Origin of the sequence: Bradyrhizobium sp. BRP23, from assembly GCF_020194135.1 — a bacterium.
GTDB lineage: Bacteria > Pseudomonadota > Alphaproteobacteria > Rhizobiales > Xanthobacteraceae > Bradyrhizobium > Bradyrhizobium yuanmingense.
The window spans coordinates 105230-127185 of the sequence record NZ_JADYVW010000018.1; the positions used below are offsets into that span (position 1 = coordinate 105230).

Annotated in this window: 18 protein-coding genes and 1 pseudogene; 9 read left to right on the forward strand and 10 right to left on the reverse strand. The window is 65.1% G+C overall.

Features of this window, described 5'->3' with window-relative positions; genetic code table 11:
- Positions 1–205 precede the first annotated feature (205 nt).
- Positions 206–979 carry an ABC transporter ATP-binding protein gene (locus I6F24_RS32900; protein ID WP_225141027.1) on the forward strand — a complete coding sequence of 258 codons (774 nt, stop codon included), beginning with the start codon at positions 206–208 and terminating at the stop codon, positions 977–979.
- Positions 972–1793 (forward strand): ABC transporter permease, encoded by an 822-nt coding sequence (locus tag I6F24_RS32905; RefSeq protein ID WP_225141025.1) that lies wholly within the window; start codon positions 972–974, stop codon positions 1791–1793. Before I6F24_RS32900 ends, I6F24_RS32905 begins: the two co-directional genes overlap by 8 nt.
- 120 nt (positions 1794–1913) lie before the next feature.
- Here the strand turns inward: I6F24_RS32905 and gtdA are convergent, their stop codons facing one another.
- The gene (gene gtdA, locus I6F24_RS32910) at positions 1914–2954 is read right to left on the reverse strand and encodes a gentisate 1,2-dioxygenase (protein ID WP_225113687.1); all 1041 of its coding nucleotides are present in this window, start codon (positions 2952–2954) and stop codon (positions 1914–1916) included.
- A 213-nt stretch (positions 2955–3167) separates the two neighbouring features.
- Here gtdA and maiA point away from each other — a divergent pair, with 213 nt between their 5' ends.
- Positions 3168–3800 (forward strand): maleylacetoacetate isomerase, encoded by a 633-nt coding sequence (maiA, locus tag I6F24_RS32915; RefSeq protein ID WP_109145513.1) that lies wholly within the window; start codon positions 3168–3170, stop codon positions 3798–3800.
- Positions 3790–4302, forward strand: a complete 513-nt coding sequence (locus I6F24_RS32920) for a MarR family transcriptional regulator (protein ID WP_225113689.1) — start codon at positions 3790–3792, stop codon at positions 4300–4302. The genes maiA and I6F24_RS32920 overlap by 11 nt, the downstream gene beginning before the upstream one ends.
- A 148-nt stretch (positions 4303–4450) precedes the next feature.
- On the opposite strand, the gene I6F24_RS32925 is transcribed toward I6F24_RS32920, so the two are convergent.
- The 5 genes from I6F24_RS32925 to I6F24_RS32945 all read right to left on the reverse strand — a co-directional run bounded on the left by I6F24_RS32925 (position 4451) and on the right by I6F24_RS32945 (position 9750).
- The gene (locus tag I6F24_RS32925; RefSeq protein WP_225150769.1) at positions 4451–6064 is read right to left on the reverse strand and encodes a benzoate-CoA ligase family protein; all 1614 of its coding nucleotides are present in this window, start codon (positions 6062–6064) and stop codon (positions 4451–4453) included.
- The gene (locus tag I6F24_RS32930; RefSeq protein WP_225150772.1) at positions 6061–7224 is read right to left on the reverse strand and encodes an FAD-dependent monooxygenase; all 1164 of its coding nucleotides are present in this window, start codon (positions 7222–7224) and stop codon (positions 6061–6063) included. The genes I6F24_RS32925 and I6F24_RS32930 overlap by 4 nt, the downstream gene beginning before the upstream one ends.
- A 188-nt stretch (positions 7225–7412) precedes the next feature.
- The gene (locus tag I6F24_RS32935; RefSeq protein ID WP_109145511.1) at positions 7413–7628 is read right to left on the reverse strand and encodes a hypothetical protein; all 216 of its coding nucleotides are present in this window, start codon (positions 7626–7628) and stop codon (positions 7413–7415) included.
- Positions 7629–7761: 133 nt separating this feature from the next.
- The gene (locus tag I6F24_RS32940) at positions 7762–8595 is read right to left on the reverse strand and encodes a cysteine rich repeat-containing protein (RefSeq protein WP_225131045.1); all 834 of its coding nucleotides are present in this window, start codon (positions 8593–8595) and stop codon (positions 7762–7764) included.
- A gap of 147 nt (positions 8596–8742) precedes the next feature.
- Positions 8743–9750, reverse strand: coding sequence for an NADP-dependent oxidoreductase (locus I6F24_RS32945; protein ID WP_225150774.1), 1008 nt, complete (start codon positions 9748–9750; stop codon positions 8743–8745).
- A 177-nt stretch (positions 9751–9927) separates the two neighbouring features.
- On the opposite strand from I6F24_RS32945, the pseudogene I6F24_RS32950 reads away from it, so the two are divergent.
- Positions 9928–10042 (forward strand): annotated as a pseudogene (locus I6F24_RS32950) (amino acid ABC transporter substrate-binding protein); the annotation flags it as partial.
- A gap of 177 nt (positions 10043–10219) precedes the next feature.
- On the opposite strand, the gene I6F24_RS32955 reads toward I6F24_RS32950, so the two are convergent.
- Positions 10220–11020, reverse strand: coding sequence for a RimK-like protein (locus I6F24_RS32955; protein ID WP_225150776.1), 801 nt, complete (start codon positions 11018–11020; stop codon positions 10220–10222).
- Positions 11021–11392: 372 nt separating this feature from the next.
- Between I6F24_RS32955 and I6F24_RS32960 the strand changes: the two genes are divergently transcribed.
- From I6F24_RS32960 to I6F24_RS32970, 3 genes are all read left to right on the forward strand, one after another.
- Positions 11393–12166 (forward strand): ferredoxin--NADP reductase, encoded by a 774-nt coding sequence (locus I6F24_RS32960; protein ID WP_036014229.1) that lies wholly within the window; start codon positions 11393–11395, stop codon positions 12164–12166.
- Between the two features lie 376 nt (positions 12167–12542).
- Positions 12543–14168, forward strand: coding sequence for an FMN-binding glutamate synthase family protein (locus tag I6F24_RS32965; RefSeq protein ID WP_036014247.1), 1626 nt, complete (start codon positions 12543–12545; stop codon positions 14166–14168).
- A 97-nt stretch (positions 14169–14265) separates the two neighbouring features.
- Positions 14266–14505 carry a PilZ domain-containing protein gene (locus I6F24_RS32970; RefSeq protein WP_036014228.1) on the forward strand — a complete coding sequence of 80 codons (240 nt, stop codon included), beginning with the start codon at positions 14266–14268 and terminating at the stop codon, positions 14503–14505.
- A gap of 178 nt (positions 14506–14683) precedes the next feature.
- On the opposite strand, the gene I6F24_RS32975 is transcribed toward I6F24_RS32970, so the two are convergent.
- Positions 14684–15979: a hemolysin family protein gene (locus I6F24_RS32975; protein WP_225150778.1), complete on the reverse strand. Its 1296-nt coding sequence runs from the start codon at positions 15977–15979 to the stop codon at positions 14684–14686.
- Between the two features lie 246 nt (positions 15980–16225).
- Between I6F24_RS32975 and I6F24_RS32980 the strand changes: the two genes are divergently transcribed.
- The gene (locus I6F24_RS32980) at positions 16226–18301 is read left to right on the forward strand and encodes a HAMP domain-containing methyl-accepting chemotaxis protein (protein WP_225150780.1); all 2076 of its coding nucleotides are present in this window, start codon (positions 16226–16228) and stop codon (positions 18299–18301) included.
- A gap of 217 nt (positions 18302–18518) precedes the next feature.
- Here I6F24_RS32980 and I6F24_RS32985 read toward each other — a convergent pair whose 3' ends face one another.
- On the reverse strand, positions 18519–20489 hold the full coding sequence (locus tag I6F24_RS32985) for a carbohydrate porin (protein ID WP_109141692.1): 1971 nt from the start codon (positions 20487–20489) through the stop codon (positions 18519–18521).
- Between the two features lie 385 nt (positions 20490–20874).
- The gene (locus I6F24_RS32990; protein WP_346656942.1) at positions 20875–21711 is read right to left on the reverse strand and encodes a DUF1194 domain-containing protein; all 837 of its coding nucleotides are present in this window, start codon (positions 21709–21711) and stop codon (positions 20875–20877) included.
- Between the last annotated feature and the right edge of the window lie 245 nt (positions 21712–21956).

Below are 21956 nucleotides of genomic sequence, written 5' to 3' on the forward strand. Positions count from 1 at the left end.
GGGAGCTTCGGGGGCAGGAATTGCCAGCATCCGCGCCGATAGACTGTCACCCCGCCCCGGTTCGCATTTCGCTTCGTTCAATACGACATAGCCGAAGCTTGGCTTCGGCGTTCTCAGGGACGGCCGCCATGGGCGGCCTATGCCCTCCCCCTCCAGGGGAGGGTGAAGAGCGCGCACACCAGTCCGAGCAGAAACGGTGCGCCTCATGGACCTGATCGCCAGCCACATCTCCCATCGCTTCGGCGATCTCGCCGTGCTCGACGACGTCTCCTTCACCGTCAGTGCCGGCGAGGTGGTGGCGATCGTCGGGCCGTCCGGCTGCGGCAAGAGCACGCTGCTGTCGATCCTCGGCGGGTTGCTGCAGCCGACCTCCGGCGCGCCCGAGCTGCGCGGCGCGCCGCCGGCGGACAGTCTCAATCCGCTGACCTTCGTGTTCCAGGACTTTGCGCTGCTGCCCTGGGCGACGGTGGAGGAAAACGTCGAATTCCCGCTGCTGCACACCCAGCTCTCGGCCGCGCAGCGCCGCGCGCTGGTCGAGGATGCGCTGCGCCGCACCGGCCTCACCGATTTTCGCCAAACCTATCCAAAGCAGCTCTCCGGCGGCATGCGCCAGCGCGTCGGCATCTCGCGCGCGCTTGCGGTGAGGCCCGCGATCCTCTTGATGGACGAACCGCTCTCGGCGCTGGATTCGCAGACCCGCGAGCTGCTGCTGGAGGATTTCATCCGCCTGCTTGCCGATGGCGGCATGGGCGCGGTCTACGTCACCCACAATCTCGAAGAGGCCGCGCGGCTCGCCGACCGCATCGTGGTGCTGTCGCGCCGTCCTGGCCGCATCCGCGAGGTCGTCACCGTGCCGATGGCGCGGGCGACGCGCGGCGAAGCGGCGGCGCGCGAAAAGCTCCTGGTGCTGCAGAATCAGATCTGGTCGCTGATCCGCAACGAGGCGATCGATGCCGAGCGCGAGGTCCAGCATGCTTGACCGCGCGGCAACGGACACGGCCAAGAACGAAGCGACGCGGCCCGTCCGCTTCCGCGGCGCCGGTTTCGTGCCTGCCTCGAGCCGGTACGGCGGCTGGATCGCGCTCGGCCTCCTCATCGCGATCTGGCAGGCGGCCGGCAGCGTCGGCCTCGTCAACGCGCTGTTTCTGCCGACTCCTTCCGCAATTGTCCGTGCGATCTACCAGCTCGCGGTCTCCGGCGCACTCTGGCAGCATGTTTCGGCCTCGCTGCTGCGGATCGGCGTCGGCTGGCTGTTGGGAACGGCGGCCGGCATCGCCGTCGGTTTCGCCATCGGCCTGTCGCGCCTTGCGCGCAGCGTCGGCATCACCTTCATCTCGGCGCTGTTTCCGATTCCGAAGATCGCGCTGCTGCCGCTGCTCATTCTCTGGCTCGGCATCGGCGAAGAGCCGAAGATCGCGACCATTGCGTTAGGGGTATTCTTCTCGACCGCGATCTCGGTCTATAGCGGCGTCGATGCCGTGCCGCGCAACCTGATCCGCATGGCGCAGAGCTTCAACGTTCCGTTCGCCACCATCGTGCGCAAGGTGATCTGGCCGGGCGCGCTGCCGGCGATCCTTGCCGGCTTCCGCATCACCGCCTCCGTCGCGCTGCTGCTGGTCGTCAGCGCCGAGATGATCGGCGCCCAATACGGCATCGGCGCCTTCGTGCTGCAGGCCGGCAACCTGATGCAGACCGATCAGCTGCTCGCGGGCGTCGTGATCCTGTCGGTGTTTGGGCTGGCGGTCGGGAAGGTGATCGGCTGGCTGGAGATGCGGCTGTTGCACTGGCGCTAGATACGATCACCGGCGCCGTAGGGTGGGCAAAGCGAAGTGTGCCCACCATTCCTTCATGAGTCGCGAAGACGTGGGCACGGCGCAAGGGCGCCTTTGCCCACCCTACGAGACCGGCGACCGTCACGCGTTCCCGCGGTCTTCCCTGAACAGATCCAGCTTCTGCTGCACCGGCCGATCCGAGAAGCTGAACAGCACGGCGTCCTCATCCGCCTCGTGCGTCACCCAATGCCAGCTCGGCACCACGAACAGGTCGCGCGGGCCCCATTCGAACATTGTATCGCCGACGTGGCTCCGACCCTTACCCTCGATCGGGCAGAACACCGTCGCATCGGTCGAACGATAGCGCGCGGTGTTGAAACCCTTCGGCAGCAGCTGGATGAAGGTGCCAATCGTCGGCATCGCGAAATCGCCGGTCTCGGGGTTGCTGAACTTCAGCTTGAGGCCGTGGCAGGCGTCCCATTCCTGGCTCGTTCTGGCCTTCTCCAGCGCCTCGCGGGTGTAGGCATAGGGATAGCTGAAGATCGGCGAAGTCTTCGAGCTCCGCTTCACATCAACGGGCAGGAGGTTGTGGCCGTAGCGGGCAAAGCTGTCGCCCGCGGGCTTGGTGATCTTCTGCTGGTCTTCCTTCGCGCCTTCGGCAAAGGAGCAGTCGAAGAATTGCACCAGTGGAATGTCGAGGCCGTCGAGCCAGAACATCGGCTGATCGGTCTCGTTGGAATGATCGTGCCAGGTCATCGACGGCGTGATGATGAAGTCCCCGGGCTCCATCGCGGTGCGCTCGCCGTCCACCGCGGTGTGGGCGCCCCTGCCTTCGAGCACGAAGCGCAGCGCCGACTGGCTATGCCGGTGCGCAGGCGCGACGTCGCCGGGCACCACCATCTGCACGCCGGCATAGAGCGAGGTCGTGATCTTGGATTGCCCGCGCAGCCCCGGGTTCTCCAGCACCAGCACGCGCCGCTCGGCTTCCTTGGCGGTGATCAGCTTGCCGGCCTCCGTCATGTAGTCTCGGATGACGTCGAACTTCCAGAGGTGTGGCCGGCAGGCGCTCTTCGGCTCCGGCGTGATCAGGTCGCTCATCACCGTCCACAGCGCGGTGAGATTCTCGCCGTCGATCTTCCGGTAGAACGCCTCGCGTTCCGGCGTCTTGGTCACGGCTTCCATGGTTGCTGCTCCCGATCGTTTGTTGATTGACAGTATACTGAGGATCTAGGTAGCGTCAACGTGACGGATGACATACAAGGTTGTCATTCCGGGGCGAAGGGCCGCGCAACGCGTGGCCCGGCGAGCCCGGAATCCATAACCACGATCGGGAGTATGGATTCCGGGCTCGACGCTGGCGCGTCGCCCCGGAATGACAAAAGCAGGGAGGTCTCAATGAAGCTGCACGGCTATTTCCGCTCCAGCGCCGCCTACCGCGTGCGGATCGCGCTGAACCTCAAGGGGCTCGGCGCCGAGCATCTGCCGCATCATCTGCGCAAGGGCGAGCAATGCGCCCCCAGCTATCTCGCCATCAACCCGCAGGGCCTGGTGCCGGCGCTGGAGGACGATGCGGGCGGAGTGCTGACGCAATCGGTCGCCATCATCGAATGGCTCGACGAGACCCATCCCAATCCGCCGCTGTTGCCGAAGGATCCGCTGCGCCGCGCCAAGGTGCGGGCGTTTGCGCTGGCGATCGCCTGCGACACCCATCCGGTGCAGAACCTGAAAGTGCTGGCGCGGCTGCGTGAGCTCGGCCTGCCCGAGGAGAAGGTCCAGGATTGGGCCGCCTGGGTCAACCGCGAGGGCCTGTCGGCCTGCGAGACGCTGATCAAGGACGAGAAGGGCCCATTCTGCTTCGGCAATGCGCCGACGCTGGCCGATCTCTGCCTCGTGCCGCAGCTCGGCAATGCGCGCCGCTTCGGCGTCGACGTCTCCGCCTATCCGCGCCTGCTCCAGGCCGAGGCCGCCGCCAAGGCACTGCCGGCATTTGCCGATGCCGCGCCGGAGAAGCAGCCCGATGCCGAGTAAGCCGCCCCCTCCGATCACGATCGACGCGGTCTATGCCGCGCCGGGCTATCTGTTCCGGCGCATGCAGCAGATCGCTGTCTCGATCTTCATGGAGGAGTGCAAGGCGTTCGACCTCACGCCGGTGCAATATGCCGCGCTGGTCGCGATCCACACCCATCCCGGCATCGACGCGACGCGGCTGTCGGCGGTGATCGCTTTCGACCGCTCCACGCTCGGCAGCGTGATCGAACGTCTCCAGGCCAAGGCCTATATCGAGCGCAAGCCGGCGCCGGAAGACAAGCGGATCAAGCTCCTGTACTTGACGAAGTCCGGCGCCGCGATCCTGCGCGAGATCATCCCCGCCGTCGAGCGCGCCCAGGCCCGGATGCTGGAGCCGCTCAAGCCCGCCGACCGCAAGGCGCTGATGGGCCTGCTGGCGCAGCTGGTCGATCTCAACAACGAAGCCTCCCGCGTGCCGCTGCGCGCGGAGGACGCGCTGGAGCATCTTGGGAAGGCTGGGTGAGGGCGCCCCGGCCGGCCCGGAGCGCGATCTCGTAGGGTGGGCAAAGGCGCGAAGCGCCGTGCCCACGATCTCTCTTCTGTTGGGGAATGGTGGGCACGCTCCGCTTTGCCTACCCTACGATTGCGATGCGCGGAAGTCCGTCCTCGCCTCACATCCGCAGCAACGCCTGCCGATCGATCTTCCCCGTCCCCGTCTTCGGCAACTCGTCGATGAAGATCACCTCGCGCGGATATTTGTAGGGCAGCAGCCTGGCCTTGACATAGTCCTGCAGCCTGCGCGTCGCCTCACTCTGGTCGACCGCTCGGCCGTTCATCACCACCACCGCCTTCAGCGTCATGCGACGGTCCGGCAGCTCGGCGGCGAACACCGCGCATTCGCGGATGTCGGGGTGATCGGCGAGGCACAGCTCGACCTCGAGCGGGTAGACCCACTGGCCGGAGATCTTGATGAGATCGTCGGCGCGGCCACGGAAGAAGTGGAAACCGTCGGCATCCCGCACGAAGCGATCACCGGTGTAGATCCAGCCGCCCTCGCGGATGGTCTCGGCGGATTTGTCCGGCCGGTTCCAGTACAGCGGCGTGTTGGAATCACCGCGGACCCACAGAATCCCTTCCTCGTTGTCGCCGACCTCGCGCCCGTCCTTGTCGCGCAGCGCGACCTCGTAGCCGGGAACGCGCAGGCCCGCAGCGCCGAGCTTCTTCTGCTCGGGCCGGTTGGAGAGATAGATGTGCAGCACCTCGGTCGAGCCGAGGCCTTCGACGATTTCGAGCCCCGTGAGCGTCTTCCAGCCGTTGAAGACCTCGGCCGAAAGCACCTCGGCGGCGGAGAGTGCCATGCGCAGCGACGAGAAGTCCGTCTTGTCCGCGCCCTCGGCCTTGGTTAGCGCGGTGTACAGCGTCGGAAGGCCGAAGAAGATTGTCGGCTTGTACTGCTCGATCGCCGCGAAGATCGCTGCCGGCTTCGGCTGGCCCGGCAGCAGCAATGTTGCGGCGCCGGCCGAGAACGGGAAGGTGACGGAATTGCCGAAGCCATAGGCGAAGAAAATCTTCGGCACCGAGAAGCAGATGTCGTCAGGCGTCAGCTTCAGTACGTTCCGCGCAAAGGCGGCATCCGTGTAGGCCATGTCGTGCTGCAGGTGCACGATGCCTTTGGGCCGTCCGGTCGAGCCGGAGGAGTACATCCAGAACGCCATTTCGTCGCGCCGCGTCGGCGCTTCCGCCAGCTCAGCAGAAAATTGCGCGAGCCAGCTCGCCGCCGCGAGCGCCCGCGGCGCTGCGTGCTCGCCGGCCGCGCCGTTGGCGACGATCAGCGTATGCAGCTTCGTCTCCTTGCAGGCCTCGGCATTGAAGCGGGTTACGAATTCTGCATCCGCCACCGCGACGGTCGCGCCGGAATCGGCGAGGTAGAATTGCAAGAGGTCCGGCGGCGTCAACGTGTTGATCAGCAGCGGCACGAAGCCGGCGCGCACGGCGCCGAAGAAGGCGGCGGGGTTCGCCGGCGTGTCGTCGAGAAACAACAGCACGCGATCGCCGCGCTTCAGGCCAAGCGAGGCGAAACCGTTGCCCCAACGGCAGGCCTCCGCGCAGAGCTCGGCATAAGTGCGCGTGCCTGCCGGCCCCAGGAGCGCGAGCTTGTCGCCGCGGCCCTTGCCGAGATTGTCGAACAGCACGCGGCCGGCATTGTAGATGTCGGGAACGGCAAAGCCAATCTCGCGCGCCCCCGCGCTGTCCGCGGGCACCTGGTCACGGATGTCGTGGCTCATGCCGCATCTCCGCCGTTGTCTTTGGCGCCGTCTCCGGCGTTCCTGGCCGCCTCGTAGCGGGCCATGAAGGCCGGCGACATCGCACGCAGCCGGGAATCGTCGATGCGGCCGGAGCGGGTGATGTAGCTGTAGGCGAAGTCCATCAGGGGAAGCTTCATGTGCTCGGCGAAATGTTCGTACCAGAACGCACTGGTGCGCGCCGCGTTGACGAGCTTCTGCACGATGGGCTTGCGCGCGGCCTGATAGCGATGCAGCGCGGTCGCAAGATGCGCATCCGACTCCAGCGCCTTGACGAGGGCGATGGCGTCCTCGATCGCGAGCCGCGTGCCCGAGCCGATCGAGAAATGTGCCGAATGCAGGGCGTCGCCGAGCAGCACCATGTTCTTGAACGACCAGTGCTCGTTCCAGATCCAGGGAAAATTGCGCCAGACCGATTTGTTGGAGACGAGGCAATGGCCGCCGAGCGTGTCGGCGAACACCTCCTCGCAGACGCCCTTGGACTGCTCGACGTCCTTGTAGGCGAATCCATAGGCCTGCCAGGTGGCGTAATCGCATTCGACCAGGAAGGTGCTCATGGTCGGCGAATAGCGGTAGTGATGGGCGTTGAAGGCGCCGCGTTCGGTCTTCACGAAAGTCTGCGACAGCGTGTCGAATCGTTTCGAGGTGCCGTACCAGACGAACTTGTTGGACGAGTAGGACAGCGAGGTGCCGAAATCGCCCTCATAGGTGCGGCGCACCAGCGAGTTCAGCCCGTCGGCGGCAACGATCAGATCGTGGCCGTTGAGCTGGTCGATCGCCTGGATTTGCGTGTCGAAGCGCGGCGTGACGCCGACATCGAACGCGCGCTGCTGCAGGAATTTGAGCAGCTCCAGCCGGCCGATCGAGGAGAAGCCGACGCCGTCGATGGCGACGCTGTCGCGATGCAGGTGCAGCGTGATGTTCTCCCAGCTCTCCATGTGCGGGGCGATCGCATCGACCGTCTCGGGGTCGTCGGCGCGCAGGAACTCCAGCGCCTGGTCGGAGAACACGACGCCAAAGCCCCAGGTCGCGTCGGCCGGGTTCTGTTCGAACAGGTCGACCTGATCCTCGGGGTGACGCTTCTTCCAGAGATAGGCGAAGTAGAGCCCACCGGGCCCCCCGCCAATCACGGCGATCCGCAACGTCTGCCTCCCTAATTGACAGTATACTTACTATCTAGGGGTAGACTAATGTGCTCCGGTGTCCGGCGCCAGCGGAATTATTGCCAGCGCGCGGCACGCCAAAGCACGTGTCCGGACACGCGTTTTGCGGGTCCGAAACCGTCAGGTGCGAATCATAGCCAAACCGGGGCGGATTGGCCACCGGGGGGTCAGACGCAGCGCTTCACATAGACCCCGTTCACAAGAACCCTGGTGCAGCGGACCGCCGGCACCGGCTTGCGGACGACCACGGCCGCGTTCGGGCCGGCGCAGCCGGCGCGAACGACGCCGCGTGCGCACACCACCGCATTGGCGTCGGTGGCATCGAAGGTCATGGTGGCGGCGAAGGCCAGAAGCGCAGAAGCAACGAGCAGCAATGAACGCATGTTGTCCTCCCGGGGCTTGTCGTGGTCGTAGCGGCCTTTCAAACAAGGATCGGTTAGTTTACGCCTCAGCACGCGCAAACCTTCGCGTCACGCACCGCAATTCATGCCGCGGACGAATTAAGCCCGCTCGGTCTCATCGCGCCGCGAAAGGCGCGAGCACCTCCTTGCAGGCCGGCGAGAGCGATGCCGCGCGGTTGGAAATGCATTGGATGATCCGGCCGCCGCCGGGCGCCACGCCGGCGCAGAGGGTGCGGATGTCGGCGCCGCAAGCCGACCGCACGATGAACAGCTCTTCGCGCGGCAGCAATGGCCGCAGCACGATGGCGGCCGGTGCCGCGGCAGGCGCCGCCTCTGCGGCCGGTGCAGCAGCGGAAGCAGGCGCGGCCGCTCCGCCACCGAAAGCCGCGTTCACCGCCTTGGCGCAACCGGCCGACACCTTCGCCTTGTTCTTCTCCAGGCATTCGAGCGCGGGCGCGCCGCCGGGCGGCACGCTGGCGCAGACCTTGGGATAATCGCCGCGGCAGGCGCTCTTGATCGCGGAAACCTGCGCGGGGCTCGGCTGCTTTGCTGCTGCTGCCTTCGGCGCCGCCGCCGCTCCCGGCTTGGAAGCTGGCGCGGCAGCCGGCGCCGCTTCCGTTTTGGCCGGTTCAGACTTGGCCGGTTCAGATTTGGCCGGTTCAGATTTGGCGGGCGCTGCTTCGGTCTTCGGCGCGGCGGCCGGTTCGACCGCGCGAACCGCAGCTTGGCAGCCCGACGACAGGCTCGACATGTTCTTGGCGAGGCATTGATACGCCTCCACTCCGCCAGGCGTCACGCTCGAGCAATGCGCCATGAAGTCCGAGCGGCATGCGGACCGGATCGCGCTTTTCTGGGCCTCGGTCTGCGCGAACGCTCCTGTTGCAGTTGCGAAGAGTGCCGTCGCCAGCAACGCTGTGCGCGTCGATGCATGCTTCAACGTTTTGAACATTTGAATGAATTCCTGCCCGATCGGGAACGCCGACCATCCTGAAAAAATATGCAAGCGCAATCGTCGCGAGGGTCAGCTCGCGAGCGGCATCTTTGGCCGCTTCGGCCTCTACCGCAAGTCAATTGTGCCGGCGCAATTGGGGCGCGACTACGTCGTCAGTCTCACCATGCGCTTGCCGCGGTTCTCGCCTGCGAGCAATCCGATCAGCGCTTTCGGCGTGTTCTCAAGTCCATCGAGAATGTCCTCCTGCACCTTGAGCTTGCCGGATTTCACCCAGGCCTGGAGATCGGCGAGCGCGCGCTCGCTGTCCTTCATGTAGTCCATCACGATGAAGCCCTGCATGGTCAGCCGCTTCACCACGATCAGGCCGGGCACGCCGCGCGGGCCATGTGCGGCAGGCGCGCCGTCATATTGCGAGATCGCGCCACAACAGGCGATGCGGCCGTAATTGTTCATCTGCGGCAGGCAGGCTTCGAGGATGTCGCCGCCGACATTGTCGAAATAGACGTCGATGCCTTTCGGGGCCGCTGCGCGCAGCGCCTTGAACACCGCGCCGTCCTTGTAGTCCACGGCGGCATCGAAGCCGAGCTCGGAGGTCAGCCAGTTGCACTTGTCGGCGCCGCCGGCGATGCCGACGACGCGGCATCCCCTGATCTTGGCGATCTGTCCGACGATCGAGCCGACCGAGCCTGCGGCTGCGGAGACCACGACCGTCTCGCCCTCTCTCGGCTTGCCGATCTCAAGCAGGCCGAAATAAGCGGTGAGGCCCGCGATGCCGAACACGCTGAGCAGGTGCGTCATCGGCTCGAGCTTCGGCATCTTGGTCAGATGCTTCGCCGGCACGGCGGCAAATTCCTGCCAGCCGGTGTCGCCGAATACGATGTCGCCGGGCGCAAGCCCCGCTGCCTTCGAGTTGACGACCTCGGCGATGGCGCCGCCGGCCATGACGCTGTTGGCTTCGACGGCGGAACGATAGGTCGCGCCGTGCATCCAGGCGCGGTTGGCCGCGTCGAGCGAGATGTAGCGTACGCGCAGCAAGGCCTCGCCATCCTTCGGCTCCGGCATCGCGCCCTCGACCATCTTGAAATGTTCGGGACCGAGCTTGCCGCTGGGCTTCTCCACCAGCAGGATCTGGCGATTGATGTTGCCGCTCATGGCGTTTCCCTTTTCATTTGCTTGACGATCATTGATGCAGCCGCCGCAAGGAAAGCGTGCAAGCCGCATGCGTCGTGCGCTGCATGAAGGCTAGATCGCCGCTTTCCATTTCACAACGGGAACATCCCGACAACGCGGCCGCACGCAAGGCGTGTTGCGTCGAGCGCGCCTTCCACAAACAAATGGGTTCACCGCGCGACTGCCCACAGGCGAGCGCCTGAACGTGCCGATCTCGCTGCAGTTGGAGGAGGCGTTCAAGGCGATGGACGATTCCCCGGGCGCGAAGAATTAGCGCTTACTTCCCTTCTCCCCTTGTGGGAGAAGGTGGCGCGAAGCGCCGGATGAGGGGTTGCATCCGCGAGTCCTGTTGCGAGAGGCTCGCGCGCGGAGAGAGACCCCTCACCCGTCTCACCGCTACGCGGTGAGCCACCCTCTCCCACAAGGGGAGAGGGTGCAGTGTGCTTCGCAGCTAATTGTTATCAAACACCCGGTCGAGCGCCGCGTCATACGCCGCCTGCACCAGCTCCGGGTGCAGCTTGCCCAGCGCCTCCATCATCACGCCGGAATTGATCTCGAGCACCTTCCATTCGCCGTTCACGCGAACCACGTCGATCGAAGCAAAGACGATGCTGATGGCGCACGCGGCATCGATCGCGAGCTTTGCGCAGGCCGCGCGGACTTCGCCGTCCTCCAGCAACACCGGCTTTGCGCCGGCATCGAGATTGTGCCGCCAATCCGAGCCGCGCTGCTTGCTGTAGACGACGAGCGGCATGTCATCGAGCAGGACCACGCGGACCTCCTCCTCGATCGCGACAAAGGGCGAGATCACGAGCCCCGTACTCATCGAAAAGACCTCGCTGGCCGCCCGGTCGAGCTCCGCCTCCGTCGTCACCTTGAACACCGATCGCCCTGATGTCCCCTCGTTCGGCTTCACCACCACGCCCTGCGGGTTTTGGGCAAGCTGCGCCAGCATCCCCTCGCGCCGATCGGCGCCGGCGACATGCACGCCCAGCTTCGGGTTGAGGAACAGCCGGTGCGGAACGCAGGGCACCTCCGCCAGCGTCAGCGCCTCGGCGGTGGCCGATTTGTCATTGGCGAGGCGATGGGCGATGGCGCTGTTGAGGCCGATGTCGTAGCCGAAGGCGAAACGGCGCCGCGGCCCCCGGCGCATTGCGATCAGCCAGCCGTCGGAGCGGACATCGACCGCGATGCCCCTCTCCGCGCAATACCGCCTGATCGCCTGAACGAAGATCCGCTCGCCGCTTGCCATGGTGTTTCTTCATTCCTGTCGCCAAAAGCCGCAAAAATGCGGGCATCGGCGCCAAACCGGCTGAAATCAGAGCTATTCTTAATGAAATTCTTGCGAGCGCGCCGGAAATTAAGTGCTGCAATGAAGGCCGGGAGGGAAAAGATATTATCTTCCGCGCGCGCCAGGCAGCAGATTCCTTGATAATGTGACCAGTTCTGCCGCAAATGCCGGTTTGACCGGCATCAATTGCATCCGAAACGAGGTTGATTATTGGTCTCAATGGCGTAGATCACACACGCGAAATCCTCCGCCATGGCAAATGGTGCCGCCCCGATTTCAGGGCCGGGCAACGCTTTTGCCCTAAAACCGCAGTTATTCGGAATATCGAAAATCATGAGCGCGTTTTACCGAGAGAAGGTTCTTTCCGTCCACCACTGGACCGACACGCTGTTCAGCTTCCGCGCCACCCGCGATACCGGCTTCCGGTTCCAGAACGGCCAGTTCGCCATGATCGGCCTCGAGGTCGATGGCCGGCCGCTGCTGCGGGCCTACAGCATGGCGAGCGCCAACCACGAGGAAGAACTTGAGTTCTTCTCGATCAAGGTGCAGGACGGTCCGTTGACCTCGCGCCTGCAGAAGATCAAGGAAGGCGACACCATCCTGGTCGGCCGCAAGGCGACCGGCACGCTGATCACCGACAACCTGCTTCCCGGCAAGCGGCTGATGCTGCTCTCGACCGGCACCGGCCTTGCGCCCTTCGCCAGCCTGATCAAGGACCCCGAGGTTTACGACCAGTTCGAGTCCATCGTGCTGGTGCATGGCTGCCGCCAGGTCTCCGAGCTCGCCTATGGCGAGAAGCTGGTCGCGACCCTGCGCGAGGATGAGCTGTTCGGCGAGCTGCTCGCGGACAAGCTCGTGTATTATCCGACCGTGACCCGCGAGCCGTTCCGGAACCGTGGCCGCATCACCGACCTTATCAGCTCCGAGCAGATCTTCAACGACATCGGGCAGGGCCCGCTCGACATCGCAACCGACCGCATCATGATGTGCGGCAGCCCGGCGATGCTGGAAGAGCTGAAGCAGATGTTCGAGAGCCGCGACTTCGTCGAAGGAAGCGGCAACAAGCCCGGCCATTTCGTGATCGAGAAGGCCTTCGTCGAGCGCTAAGCACCACGCTCTCGTGTCCCGGACGCAGCGCCCCTTCGCCGGTGCGCTGCAGAGCCGGGGTCCATCTCGCCGCATCGTATGCTGTTGCATTCTGGGTCCCGGGTCTGAGCTTGCGCTTGCCCGGGACACTGCATGGCTTGCGCCGCCTCCAGCCTGACCCCATCCGACCCCTCTGCTGCACCGCAAAATCCGTCCATCCGGCTGATTGATTTGTCTCGGCCGAATTCGCTAGCCTGAAACAAGGGCGGCGTCATATCCGTATGACAGGCGCGGGCGTATCGTGACGCCTTCTGCTGGCGAGAGGATCGGAATCGTGGCCGACGACAACAAGACGCATGCATCCCCGAAACGCCTGCCGCTGGCGGAGGAGGGGATCATGGAAACCCTGCTGCTGCCCTTCTCGCCGCGCTTCATCGTGCTGACGATCTGCGCGGTGGTCACCGCGCTCCTGATCGGCATCGGCATCTCCGACGGCAAGATCTTCGACATCCTGCTGATTCCGATCCTGATCTTCGGCGCGCTGACCCTGCTCGGCGTCCGCGATCTCCTGCAGAAGAGCCACGCGGTGCTGCGCAACTACCCGATTTCGGCGCATATCCGCTTCCTGCTCGAAGAGATCCGCCCCGAGATGCGGCAATATTTCTTCGAGAGCGAGAAGGACGGCATGCCGTTCTCGCGCGACACCCGCGCGGTGGTCTATCAGCGCGCCAAGATGGAGCTCGACAAGCGTCCTTTCGGCACCCAGGAGGACGTCTATCGCGAGGGCTATGAGTGGATGCATCACTCGGTCTCGCCGAAGGCGCATGCGACGGAGAAATTCCGCGTCGTGATCGGCGGGCCGGACTGCGCAAAGCCCTATTCGGCCTCGGTGTTCAACATCTCGGCGATGAGTTTTGGCGCGCTCAGCCCCAACGCCGTGCGCGCGCTGAATGCCGGCGCCAAAAAGGGTGGTTTCGCCCATGACACCGGCGAGGGCGGCGTCAGCCCCTATCACCGCGAGATGGGCGGCGACATCATCTGGGAGATCGGCTCGGGCTATTTCGGCTGCCGTCATCTCGACGGCAGCTTCGATCCCGAAGCGTTCGCGCGCGTCGCCGGCGACGACCAGATCAAGATGGTCGAGCTCAAGGTCAGCCAGGGTGCCAAGCCCGGCCATGGCGGCGTGCTGCCGGCGGCCAAGGTCTCCGAGGAGATCTCCAAGATCCGCGGCGTCGCCATGGGCGAGGACTGCATCTCGCCGGCCTCGCACCGCGCGTTCTCGACGCCCGTGGGCATGATGCAGTTCATCGCCGAGATGCGCCGCCTTTCGGGCGGCAAGCCGGCCGGCTTCAAGCTCTGCATCGGCCATCCCTGGGAGTTCCTGGCGATCTGCAAGGCGATGCTGCAGACCGGAATCTATCCTGATTTCATCGTCGTCGACGGCAATGAGGGCGGCACCGGTGCCGCGCCGCTCGAGTTCATGGATCATCTGGGGATGCCGATGCGCGAGGGCGTCAATTTCGTCCACAACGCGCTGGTCGGAATCAATGCGCGCGACCGCATCAAGATCGGCGCCTCCGGCAAGATCGCAACCGCCTTCGACATGGCGCGCGCCATGGCGATCGGCGCCGATTGGTGCAATTCGGCGCGCGGCTTCATGTTCTCGCTCGGCTGCATCCAGTCGTTGAGCTGCCATACCGACCGCTGCCCGACCGGCGTGGCGACGCAGGACCCGACGCGGGCGCGCGCGCTCTATGTGCCGCTCAAGATCGACCGCGTGCACAATTATCACCATGCCACGCTGCACTCGCTGACCGAGCTGATCGCCGCGGCCGGGCTCGAACATCCGCAGCAGCTGCGGCCGATCCATTTCAGCCAACGGACGTCGACGACCCAGGTGAAGTCGTTCGCGCAGCTCTATCCGGCGCTGCGTCCGGGCGAGCTGCTCGAAGGCACGGAAGACCCGCGCTTCCGCGACGCCTGGCAGATGGCGCGCGCCGAGACGTTCCAGCCGGCGTTGTAAGATGCGGGCTGCGGCTGCGTAGGCCAGGGACCTCAAATTGCCGAGAGCGGAGGGTAGGGTTTAACGGCTGGTTCAACTTTGGGTGTAGATTCGCCCCATGGACGAGCGACGCGACAAGGCCCGACATCGCGTGCTGAAGGCCGGAACGATCGAGTTCGGCGGCGGCGCGATCGACTGCACCGTCCGCAATCTCTCCGATACCGGCGCCGCACTCGACGTCGCCAGCCCCGTCGGCATTCCCGATCATTTCACCCTGTTCGTCCAGGCCGACGGCACGCATCGGACCTGCACGGTGGTCTGGCGCAAGGAAAAGCGGATCGGGGTCAGGTTCGGGTGATGATGTTTCCCTCTCCCCTTGTGGGAGAGGGTGGCTCGCCGCGTAGCGGCGAGACGGGTGAGGGGTTCTATCCGCGAATCCAATTTTCGATTGAATGTGCGGAGACAACCCCTCATCCGGCGCTTCGCGCCACCTTCTCCCACAAGGGGAGAAGGAAAAGCGGGTACGCCGTCACCTGCTACCCCGTCTCGACCTCAGTCAATCGGCTCGCCAATATCTTGTCGATCCTTCGCCCGTCGAGATCGACCACCTCGATGTGCCAGCCGCCGAAATCGAAGGCATCGCCGACATCGGGCAGCATGTTGAATTGTTGCAGCACGAGGCCTGCGACCGTGTTGTAGCGATGCGGCGGCAGCTTGATGCCGAGCAGTTCGCCGAACTCGTCGACCGGCATCCAGCCGGAGATCAGCAGCGAATCGTCGTCGCGCCTGATGAAGGCCGGCTCGGGCGGTCCCTCCTCGGAATGAAAGGCGCCGACGATCGAGTAGAGGATGTCGGCGGCGGTCACCATGCCTTCGAAGGCGCCGTATTCGTCGTAGACGAGCCCGACGTGAACCGGGGCCGCTTTCAGGATGGTCAGCACGTCGCGCGCATCTGCCGACACCGGGATGCCGGGCGCCTCGCGCACGAGCGCGCGCAGGTCCGGGCTGCGTTCGTTCATATAGGCGATCAGCAAATCCTTGGCCTGCAGCACGCCGATCGGCTTGTCGCGGTCGCCGTCGGAGACGGGAAAACGCGAATGCGGGCTCTTGGCGATGATGTCCTGGATGGCGGCGGGATCGTCGTTCAGGTCGATCTCGTCGACCTCGGTGCGCGGCGTCATGACCGCGCCGACCGGCCGGTCGCCCAGCCGCATCACGCCGGCGATCATCTCCTTCTCGCCCGGCTCGAGCACGCCTGCGCTCTCGGCCTCGCTGACGAGGTGATGGATCTCGTCCTCCGAGACCTTCTCCTCGGCCTTGCCGCCGCGGCCGAGCAGCGTGAGGATCAGCTTGCCGGAGACGTCGAGCAGAAACACGAGCGGCAGCGATATTTTCGCGAGCGCGTGCATCGCCGGCGCGACCCGCACCGCGATGCTCTCGGGGTCGCGCAGCGCCACCTGCTTCGGCACCAGCTCGCCGACGATCAAGGTGCCGTAGGTGATGAGCGTGACCACGATGCCGACGCCGACGATGTCGGCAATACCTGGGGACAGGCCGAGCTCGAGCAGCCATTGCGTCAGCCGCTGCCCGAGCGTCGCGCCCGAGAACGCGCCGGAGAGCACACCGACCAGCGTGATGCCGATCTGCACCGTCGAGAGGAACTTGCCGGGATCGGCCGCCAGCGTCAGCGCCCGCTCGGCGCCGCGCACGCCCTTGGCCGCGAGCAGCGACAGCCGCGCTGGGCGCGATGACACCACGGCCAGCTCCGACATGGAGAGCAGGCCGTTGATGACGATCAGGACGACGACGATGGCGAGTTCGAGCGAAAGCATTGACGTTCCGGAGGTAAGCAAGTGTGGCCGGGATGCCGGCAAGCCACTGATATAGGTATTCAGTGCGGAAGTGCTGGCGATTCTGCTTATTCATGCCGAAAGGGAACCCGTGCGCGACGGCATTCCCAAGGGCGTCCGCGACGACTTGACACCCCGCGGAACTACGGATCGTTGCTTAACGAGCCCTTAGTGGCCCGCCGGCTAGCGTTTTCGACATTGCAGAAGTAAAGTCGGGGAAACCTGAGGATGCGGATCGGGAAGCTTTTTGCGCTGTCGATGCTGACGGTGACGGTATTTGCAGTCATTCTCGGCGCCGAGGTGCTGATACCGCAGGCCCGCATCTTCACGAACCGCTCCGACGCGATCAAGACGGTCGATGCCTTTGGCGCGACGCTGATGGCCAGCCAGCACGTCGCCAGCCTTCGCGCTCCCTATATCGGACCGATCTTCCAGGAGGGCGCCGCAACGCAGGCGCAGCTCGAAGCTGCGACGAAGGCCACGAAAACGGCCGAGGCGGGCTTCGAGGCCGCAACGCGCGCCGTCATGGTGCTGGATGACGGCGGCGCGATTGCCGAGAATCTCGACCGTGCAGCGCGGCGGCTGAAAGACATCACCGCCGCGGCCGATCGTGCGATGAGCGTTCCCCTCGCGACGCGCGACAGCGCCGTGACAAAGGGCTTCCTGCCCGGTATTGCCGAGGTCCTCGCCAATCTCGAGCCTGTCATGAACAAGCTCGAGGCCAAGGTGATCAACGCCGATTCCTCGCTTGCGGCGCTGTTGAACCTGGCGCGGACGGCGCAGGACCTGCGTGTTTCGGCCGGCAGCCGTGCGGCCACGCTGTCCCCAGCGCTCTCCGCGCGCCGTCCGCTCACCGCGGCCGAATTGTCGCTGATGGACCGCATGCAGGGACGCGTGGAGGTCGATCGCGAGCGCATCGAGGCCGGTCTCGAGCAACTCGGAAATCCCGTCCGCATCGCCACCGCGCTGAAGGCTGCGACGGAATCATATTTCGGAAAAGCTGCAGTTGCTGTGGACAAGGAGCTTCCTGCGGCCCGGAGTGACGGCAAATACGTTGCCACCGCCGACGAGCTGGCGAAGGTCATCGTGCCGGCCATCCAGATGTTCTACGGCGTGCGCGACGCTGCGCTGGCGGAAGCCGCCGAGCGCGCCTCGGCCGCGCGCGACGGCGCGCTGGCGATGCTCGCGCTCGCCGGCATCGCCGTGCTGGCCCTGCTCGGCACGCTCGGTGGCGTGACCATGATGCTGCGCAGGCGCGTGGTGACGCCGCTCGGCCGGATCGCCGACGTGATCGGAGCGCTCGCCGCCGGGCAGCACGAGGTCGAGATTCCGGCGACGGGCCGCAGCGACGAGATCGGCCAGGTCGCAGGCTCGCTCCAGCATTTCAAGGATTCGCTGCTCGCCAAGAAGTCCGCCGACGAGGCGGCCGCGATCGAAGCGGAAGCGAAGTTGAAGCGCAGCCAGCGCATGGATCAGATCGCGCGCGAGTTCGAAGCCATGATCGGCGACGTCATCAACACCGTCTCGTCGGCATCCTCGGAGCTGGAAGCCTCTGCGGGAACGCTGACGAGCACGGCCGAGCAATCGGAAAAGGTCACGGCGACCGTTGCCGCCGCATCCGAGCAGGCCTCCACCAACGTGCAGACCGTTGCCGCCGCGGCCGAGGAGATGGCCTCGTCGGTCGACGAGATCAGCCGTCAGGTTCAGGATTCCGCGCGCATCGCCGGCGAGGCCGTGCAGCAGGCCGGGCGGACCAACGAGCATGTCGGCGAGCTCGCCAGGGCTGCGGGGCGGATCGGCGACGTCGTCGAGCTCATCAGCCAAATCGCCGGCCAGACCAACCTTTTGGCGCTCAATGCCACCATCGAGGCGGCGCGCGCCGGCGAGGCCGGTCGCGGCTTCGCGGTCGTCGCGTCCGAGGTCAAGGCGCTGGCCGAGCAGACCGCCAAGGCCACCGGCGAGATCAGCCAGCAGATCTCGGGCATCCAGACGGCGACGGAGGACTCCGTCGGCGCCATCAAGTCGATCGGCGACACCATCTCCCGCATGTCCGAGATCGCGTCCGCCATCGCCGCGGCGGTCGAGGAGCAGGGCGCAGCGACGCGCGAGATCTCACGCAATGTGCAGCAGGCCGCGCGCGGCACCCAGCAGGTCTCCGCCAGCATCGTCGACGTGCAGCGCGGTGCCAACCAGACCGGATCGGCCTCCTCCAACGTGCTCGCATCGGCGAGATCGCTGTCCGGCGAGAGCAGCCGGCTCAAGGTCGAGGTCGGAAAATTCCTGGACGCGATCCGCGCGGCGTGACGAGCGTCTCTCGCCGCTTGGTGAGGCAATCGCATTGAAGAGCGACGTGCCCGCGGTCCATCCTTCGAGACGCCCGCCTCTGGCGGGCTCCTCAGGATGAGGACGGACTATGCGGCAGCTATTTCCACGGGCGCCGGTGTTGCTTAGCCTCATCATGAGGAGACCGCGACGCGGTCGTCTCGAAGGACGCGTCGCGCGCACCGAAGTCGCGTCGAGCTCAGAACTCCCCGTGCAGCCGCCCCGAAAACACCGACACCGGTCCGCGGTCGGCATTGTAGGCGGGGTTGACGATGAGCTGGTAGTCGGCGGTGAGGGTGATGTTCTTGTTCACCGCATAGGCGTAATAGGTTTCAAGGATACGTTCCTTGCGGTAGTTCAGCGCGCCGTCGCCGACCAGCACACCAAGGCCGCCGGCGGCGAGGAAGTCGCGATAATCCTGCGAGATCGCATTGATCGCGCCGCCGACGCCGATCACGTCGTCGGGTCGGCCCCAAGTCGTGCCTTTGATCGAAACGCCGCCGGACAGGCTGCGATGAATGTCGGTGAAGGCCAGCGTTTCTGTCTTGCCGTCGTTCCAGCTCCAGCGGCCGAACAGGCCGACATCGTCGGTGATCGCCTGCTCGAGGTTGAGCACGTAGCCGTACTTCAGGCGGCCGCGGCGGGTCTGCGCGATGTCGAGATTGAGCGCGGGATTGTCCAGCGTCTCGCGGAAGCTGCCCATGTTGGCGCTATCGAGCCAGCCGATGGTCCTGAGCTTGCCCGGCCGGCCGAACAGCGAGAAGCGCGTCTCGAGCTCGAGCAAATATTGACCGCGCTCCCCCACCCTGGTGTCGAAGTGATTGGCGTTGGACTCGGAGACCATCAGGAAATAGCCGCCGCGTAGCGCCCATTGCTTCTGGTTGAGCTCGGCGGTGACGCCGTAGGTGAGACCGACCTTGTCGGCGGAATAGTCGAAGGCGCCGGGCGCCCAGATCGACCAGTTCATGAAATCCCGGCGCGTATCCTTGGCGTAGGCATTGCCGTCGAACACGTCGATCACCGGAAACTTGCCGGCCTGAATCGTCAGGCGTGACACGTCGACCTTCTGCCCCAGCTGCAGCTGACCGCTCGCGAGCTCTTCCTGCTCGCCGCCGAATCCAAACGTCTGGCGCACGAACAGGCGCGAGGTGTTGTAGTGCGGATAGGGGAAGTTCGACTTCTGCGCTTCGCCGTTCGGAAATCCGGCCGCACCGACCGTGTCGTTCAGTCCAAATCCCTGCAGCAGCTCGGGATTGTAATAGACCTCGCCGCCGTCCCACAGCCGCGCGTTCAGGAACAGGCTGTTGCTCCAGGTCGCTTTGGCCTGCCGCGATGGCGACAGCGAGTTCGGCCCGGTATAGAGCGCGGGAAAGGATGGATAGCCTTGCGGCAGATAGGTGGTCTGGCCGTGAATCTCCCAGCGGTCCGATTCGGTGTCGATCAGTGAGCTCTTCGGATCATAGCTAGGCAGGCCCGGCCAATCGACCTTGCGGTTGAGGCCGAGCCTGACCTGCTGGAAGTCGAGCGACGAGGACGTGTATTGCGCGCCCGTGGAGAAGGCGACGTTGGCGCCGTCGAAGCGGCTGTAGAGATATTCGAGCCGCGCGCTCCAATGCGGCGCGAAGGCGTATTCGAGGCCGGCGCCTGCGACCCAGCCGGGCCGCGTGTTCAGGATCTTCGGGATTTCGGCGCCGGAGGCCGGCGCGTCGAAATAGCGCTCGCCCATCCAGGCGAAGCCGCCGGTGGCATAGATGAGCCAGGGACCGCTGGTGTAGCCGACGCGGCCGCGCACGCTCGCGGCGTAGTCCCATTGCTGGGTGACGGTGTTGGCGGGCGTTGCCAGGAACGAGACGATCGAGTTCGAGGTGATGTAGTTGGGAAACGTAAAATCGCCTTCGACGCCGACCAGCCAGCCGGAGTTGAGGCGGTAATTGTAGCCCGCCTGCACGCCGCCGATCATGCCGCTGAAGACGCCGCTGTCGCCGAGTGCGGTGCCGTCGTTCAGCGCGAAGCGCGACGAGCCGCGGCTGTAGCCGGCATGCGCGCCGATATAGAGACCGGTCCAGTCATAGACCGCTCTCAAGGCCGGCTCCTTCAGCGGCAGATCGGCCGCGCGGCCGGCGGTCGGAAAAGCCAGCACGCCCGTGGCAATCGCCGCGGCCGTTCGCAAGCACCGGTGTCTGTGACCTCTCAACGCCAAACGCACGCCCCCAAACGCGAATGTGTCCCACCCGCCGCGATATCCCTGCCGGGTCGCGGCGATTCTGTCACCAGGCCTCCGCGTTCGAGGCGACCGGCCGGGATGGTCTCGATTCGCCTCGACTTCGTCCCAAGCTCCTGAATCTGCGAACAAGCCTTATTGCGAATAATTCGCAAGAGCAACTGACGTGCGTTGTCGTAGAGGAGAGTTCGCACCACTGTGTGACACGGGTGCAACAACGCCTCTTCTCGGCCAGCAACCTGGACAGCTCAAGCAGAGCCCGGCCTCTGCGGGAGGACCTATCCGGGACGGATGGGAGGGGCGACGGGCCGGCCTCCCGGGCCGGCGGAAGCATCTAGCAGCCGCGGCAGATGCCCTTGATCTTCTTGTCGAGCAGCGCGTCTTCCTTGCTGGACGGACTGCTCGCCGCCGGTTTGCTCATCGCCGGACCATTGCTCGCCGGTGTGATCGCGCCCCAGCGCTCCTGCCAGAGTTTCTCGCCGATCGTGCAGAGAACCCGCGGCTCCTTGTCCGTAGAGGGCGCCGGCGATTGTTTCGGCGTGAGGCCCGCCACCTCGAGAGCCAGCTTGGTCCGGATCGCCTCCTCGAAATTTTCACGGTTGGTGATCGGCACAACAAACGAACCTGGGCCGCCAATCACGCAATCCTCATAGTACCAATCGATATGATCGATATGCTGAAAGTCTGTCGGAGCAGCGGGTGTCGCGTTGGTCATGACCGGCAGGCCGGTGATGACGATGCCCTGCTGCAAAGCTGTGTCGCGTGCTGAGGTGACCGGATCGCCGTTGCTGTTGGGACCATCGCCCGAGACGTCGATGATACGGCGCGGACCACGGTAGGGGTTCTGCTGGAATAGCGAGGCGGCGAACTTAATTGCACTTGAAATCGAGGTGCGCGAACCGCGGCGGATCGGTGCATTGGTGATTTCAGTTGCGACGGCCTCAGCCGCTGCCGGCCCGTCGATCTGTCGCCAGGGAACGATTATTTTCTGATCGCTGGTTGACGACCATTCGAAATAGGTCAGCGCGATCTTGCCGATCGGGCCGGCTCGCACCGCTCCGAGAAACTTCTTCGAGACAATGGCCTTGGCATAGCCTTCGCGTTGGGCTGCAAGGTCATCCGGCTCCATTGAGTAGGAAACGTCGACTGCGATGACGAGCTCGAGGTCCACGGCGGGGCGGCTGTCGCCCTGGGTCGCCGTTAGCGGCTGTGAGGCCGGCTCGGGACATGCTTGTGTCGATGTCAGGATCGCAATCAGGATCAATCCAATCGAGATCTGCCAACTCACGCTCGCCCTCCAGCCGCCCATTCGTATCCTGACACGCGGAACGTGCAATCGGAAGGGCCGTCCGACTCATCATGGGTTGTTCTGGCCGCAAAACGGAATGACCCCGCCCGGGGGGGACAGCCGGGCGG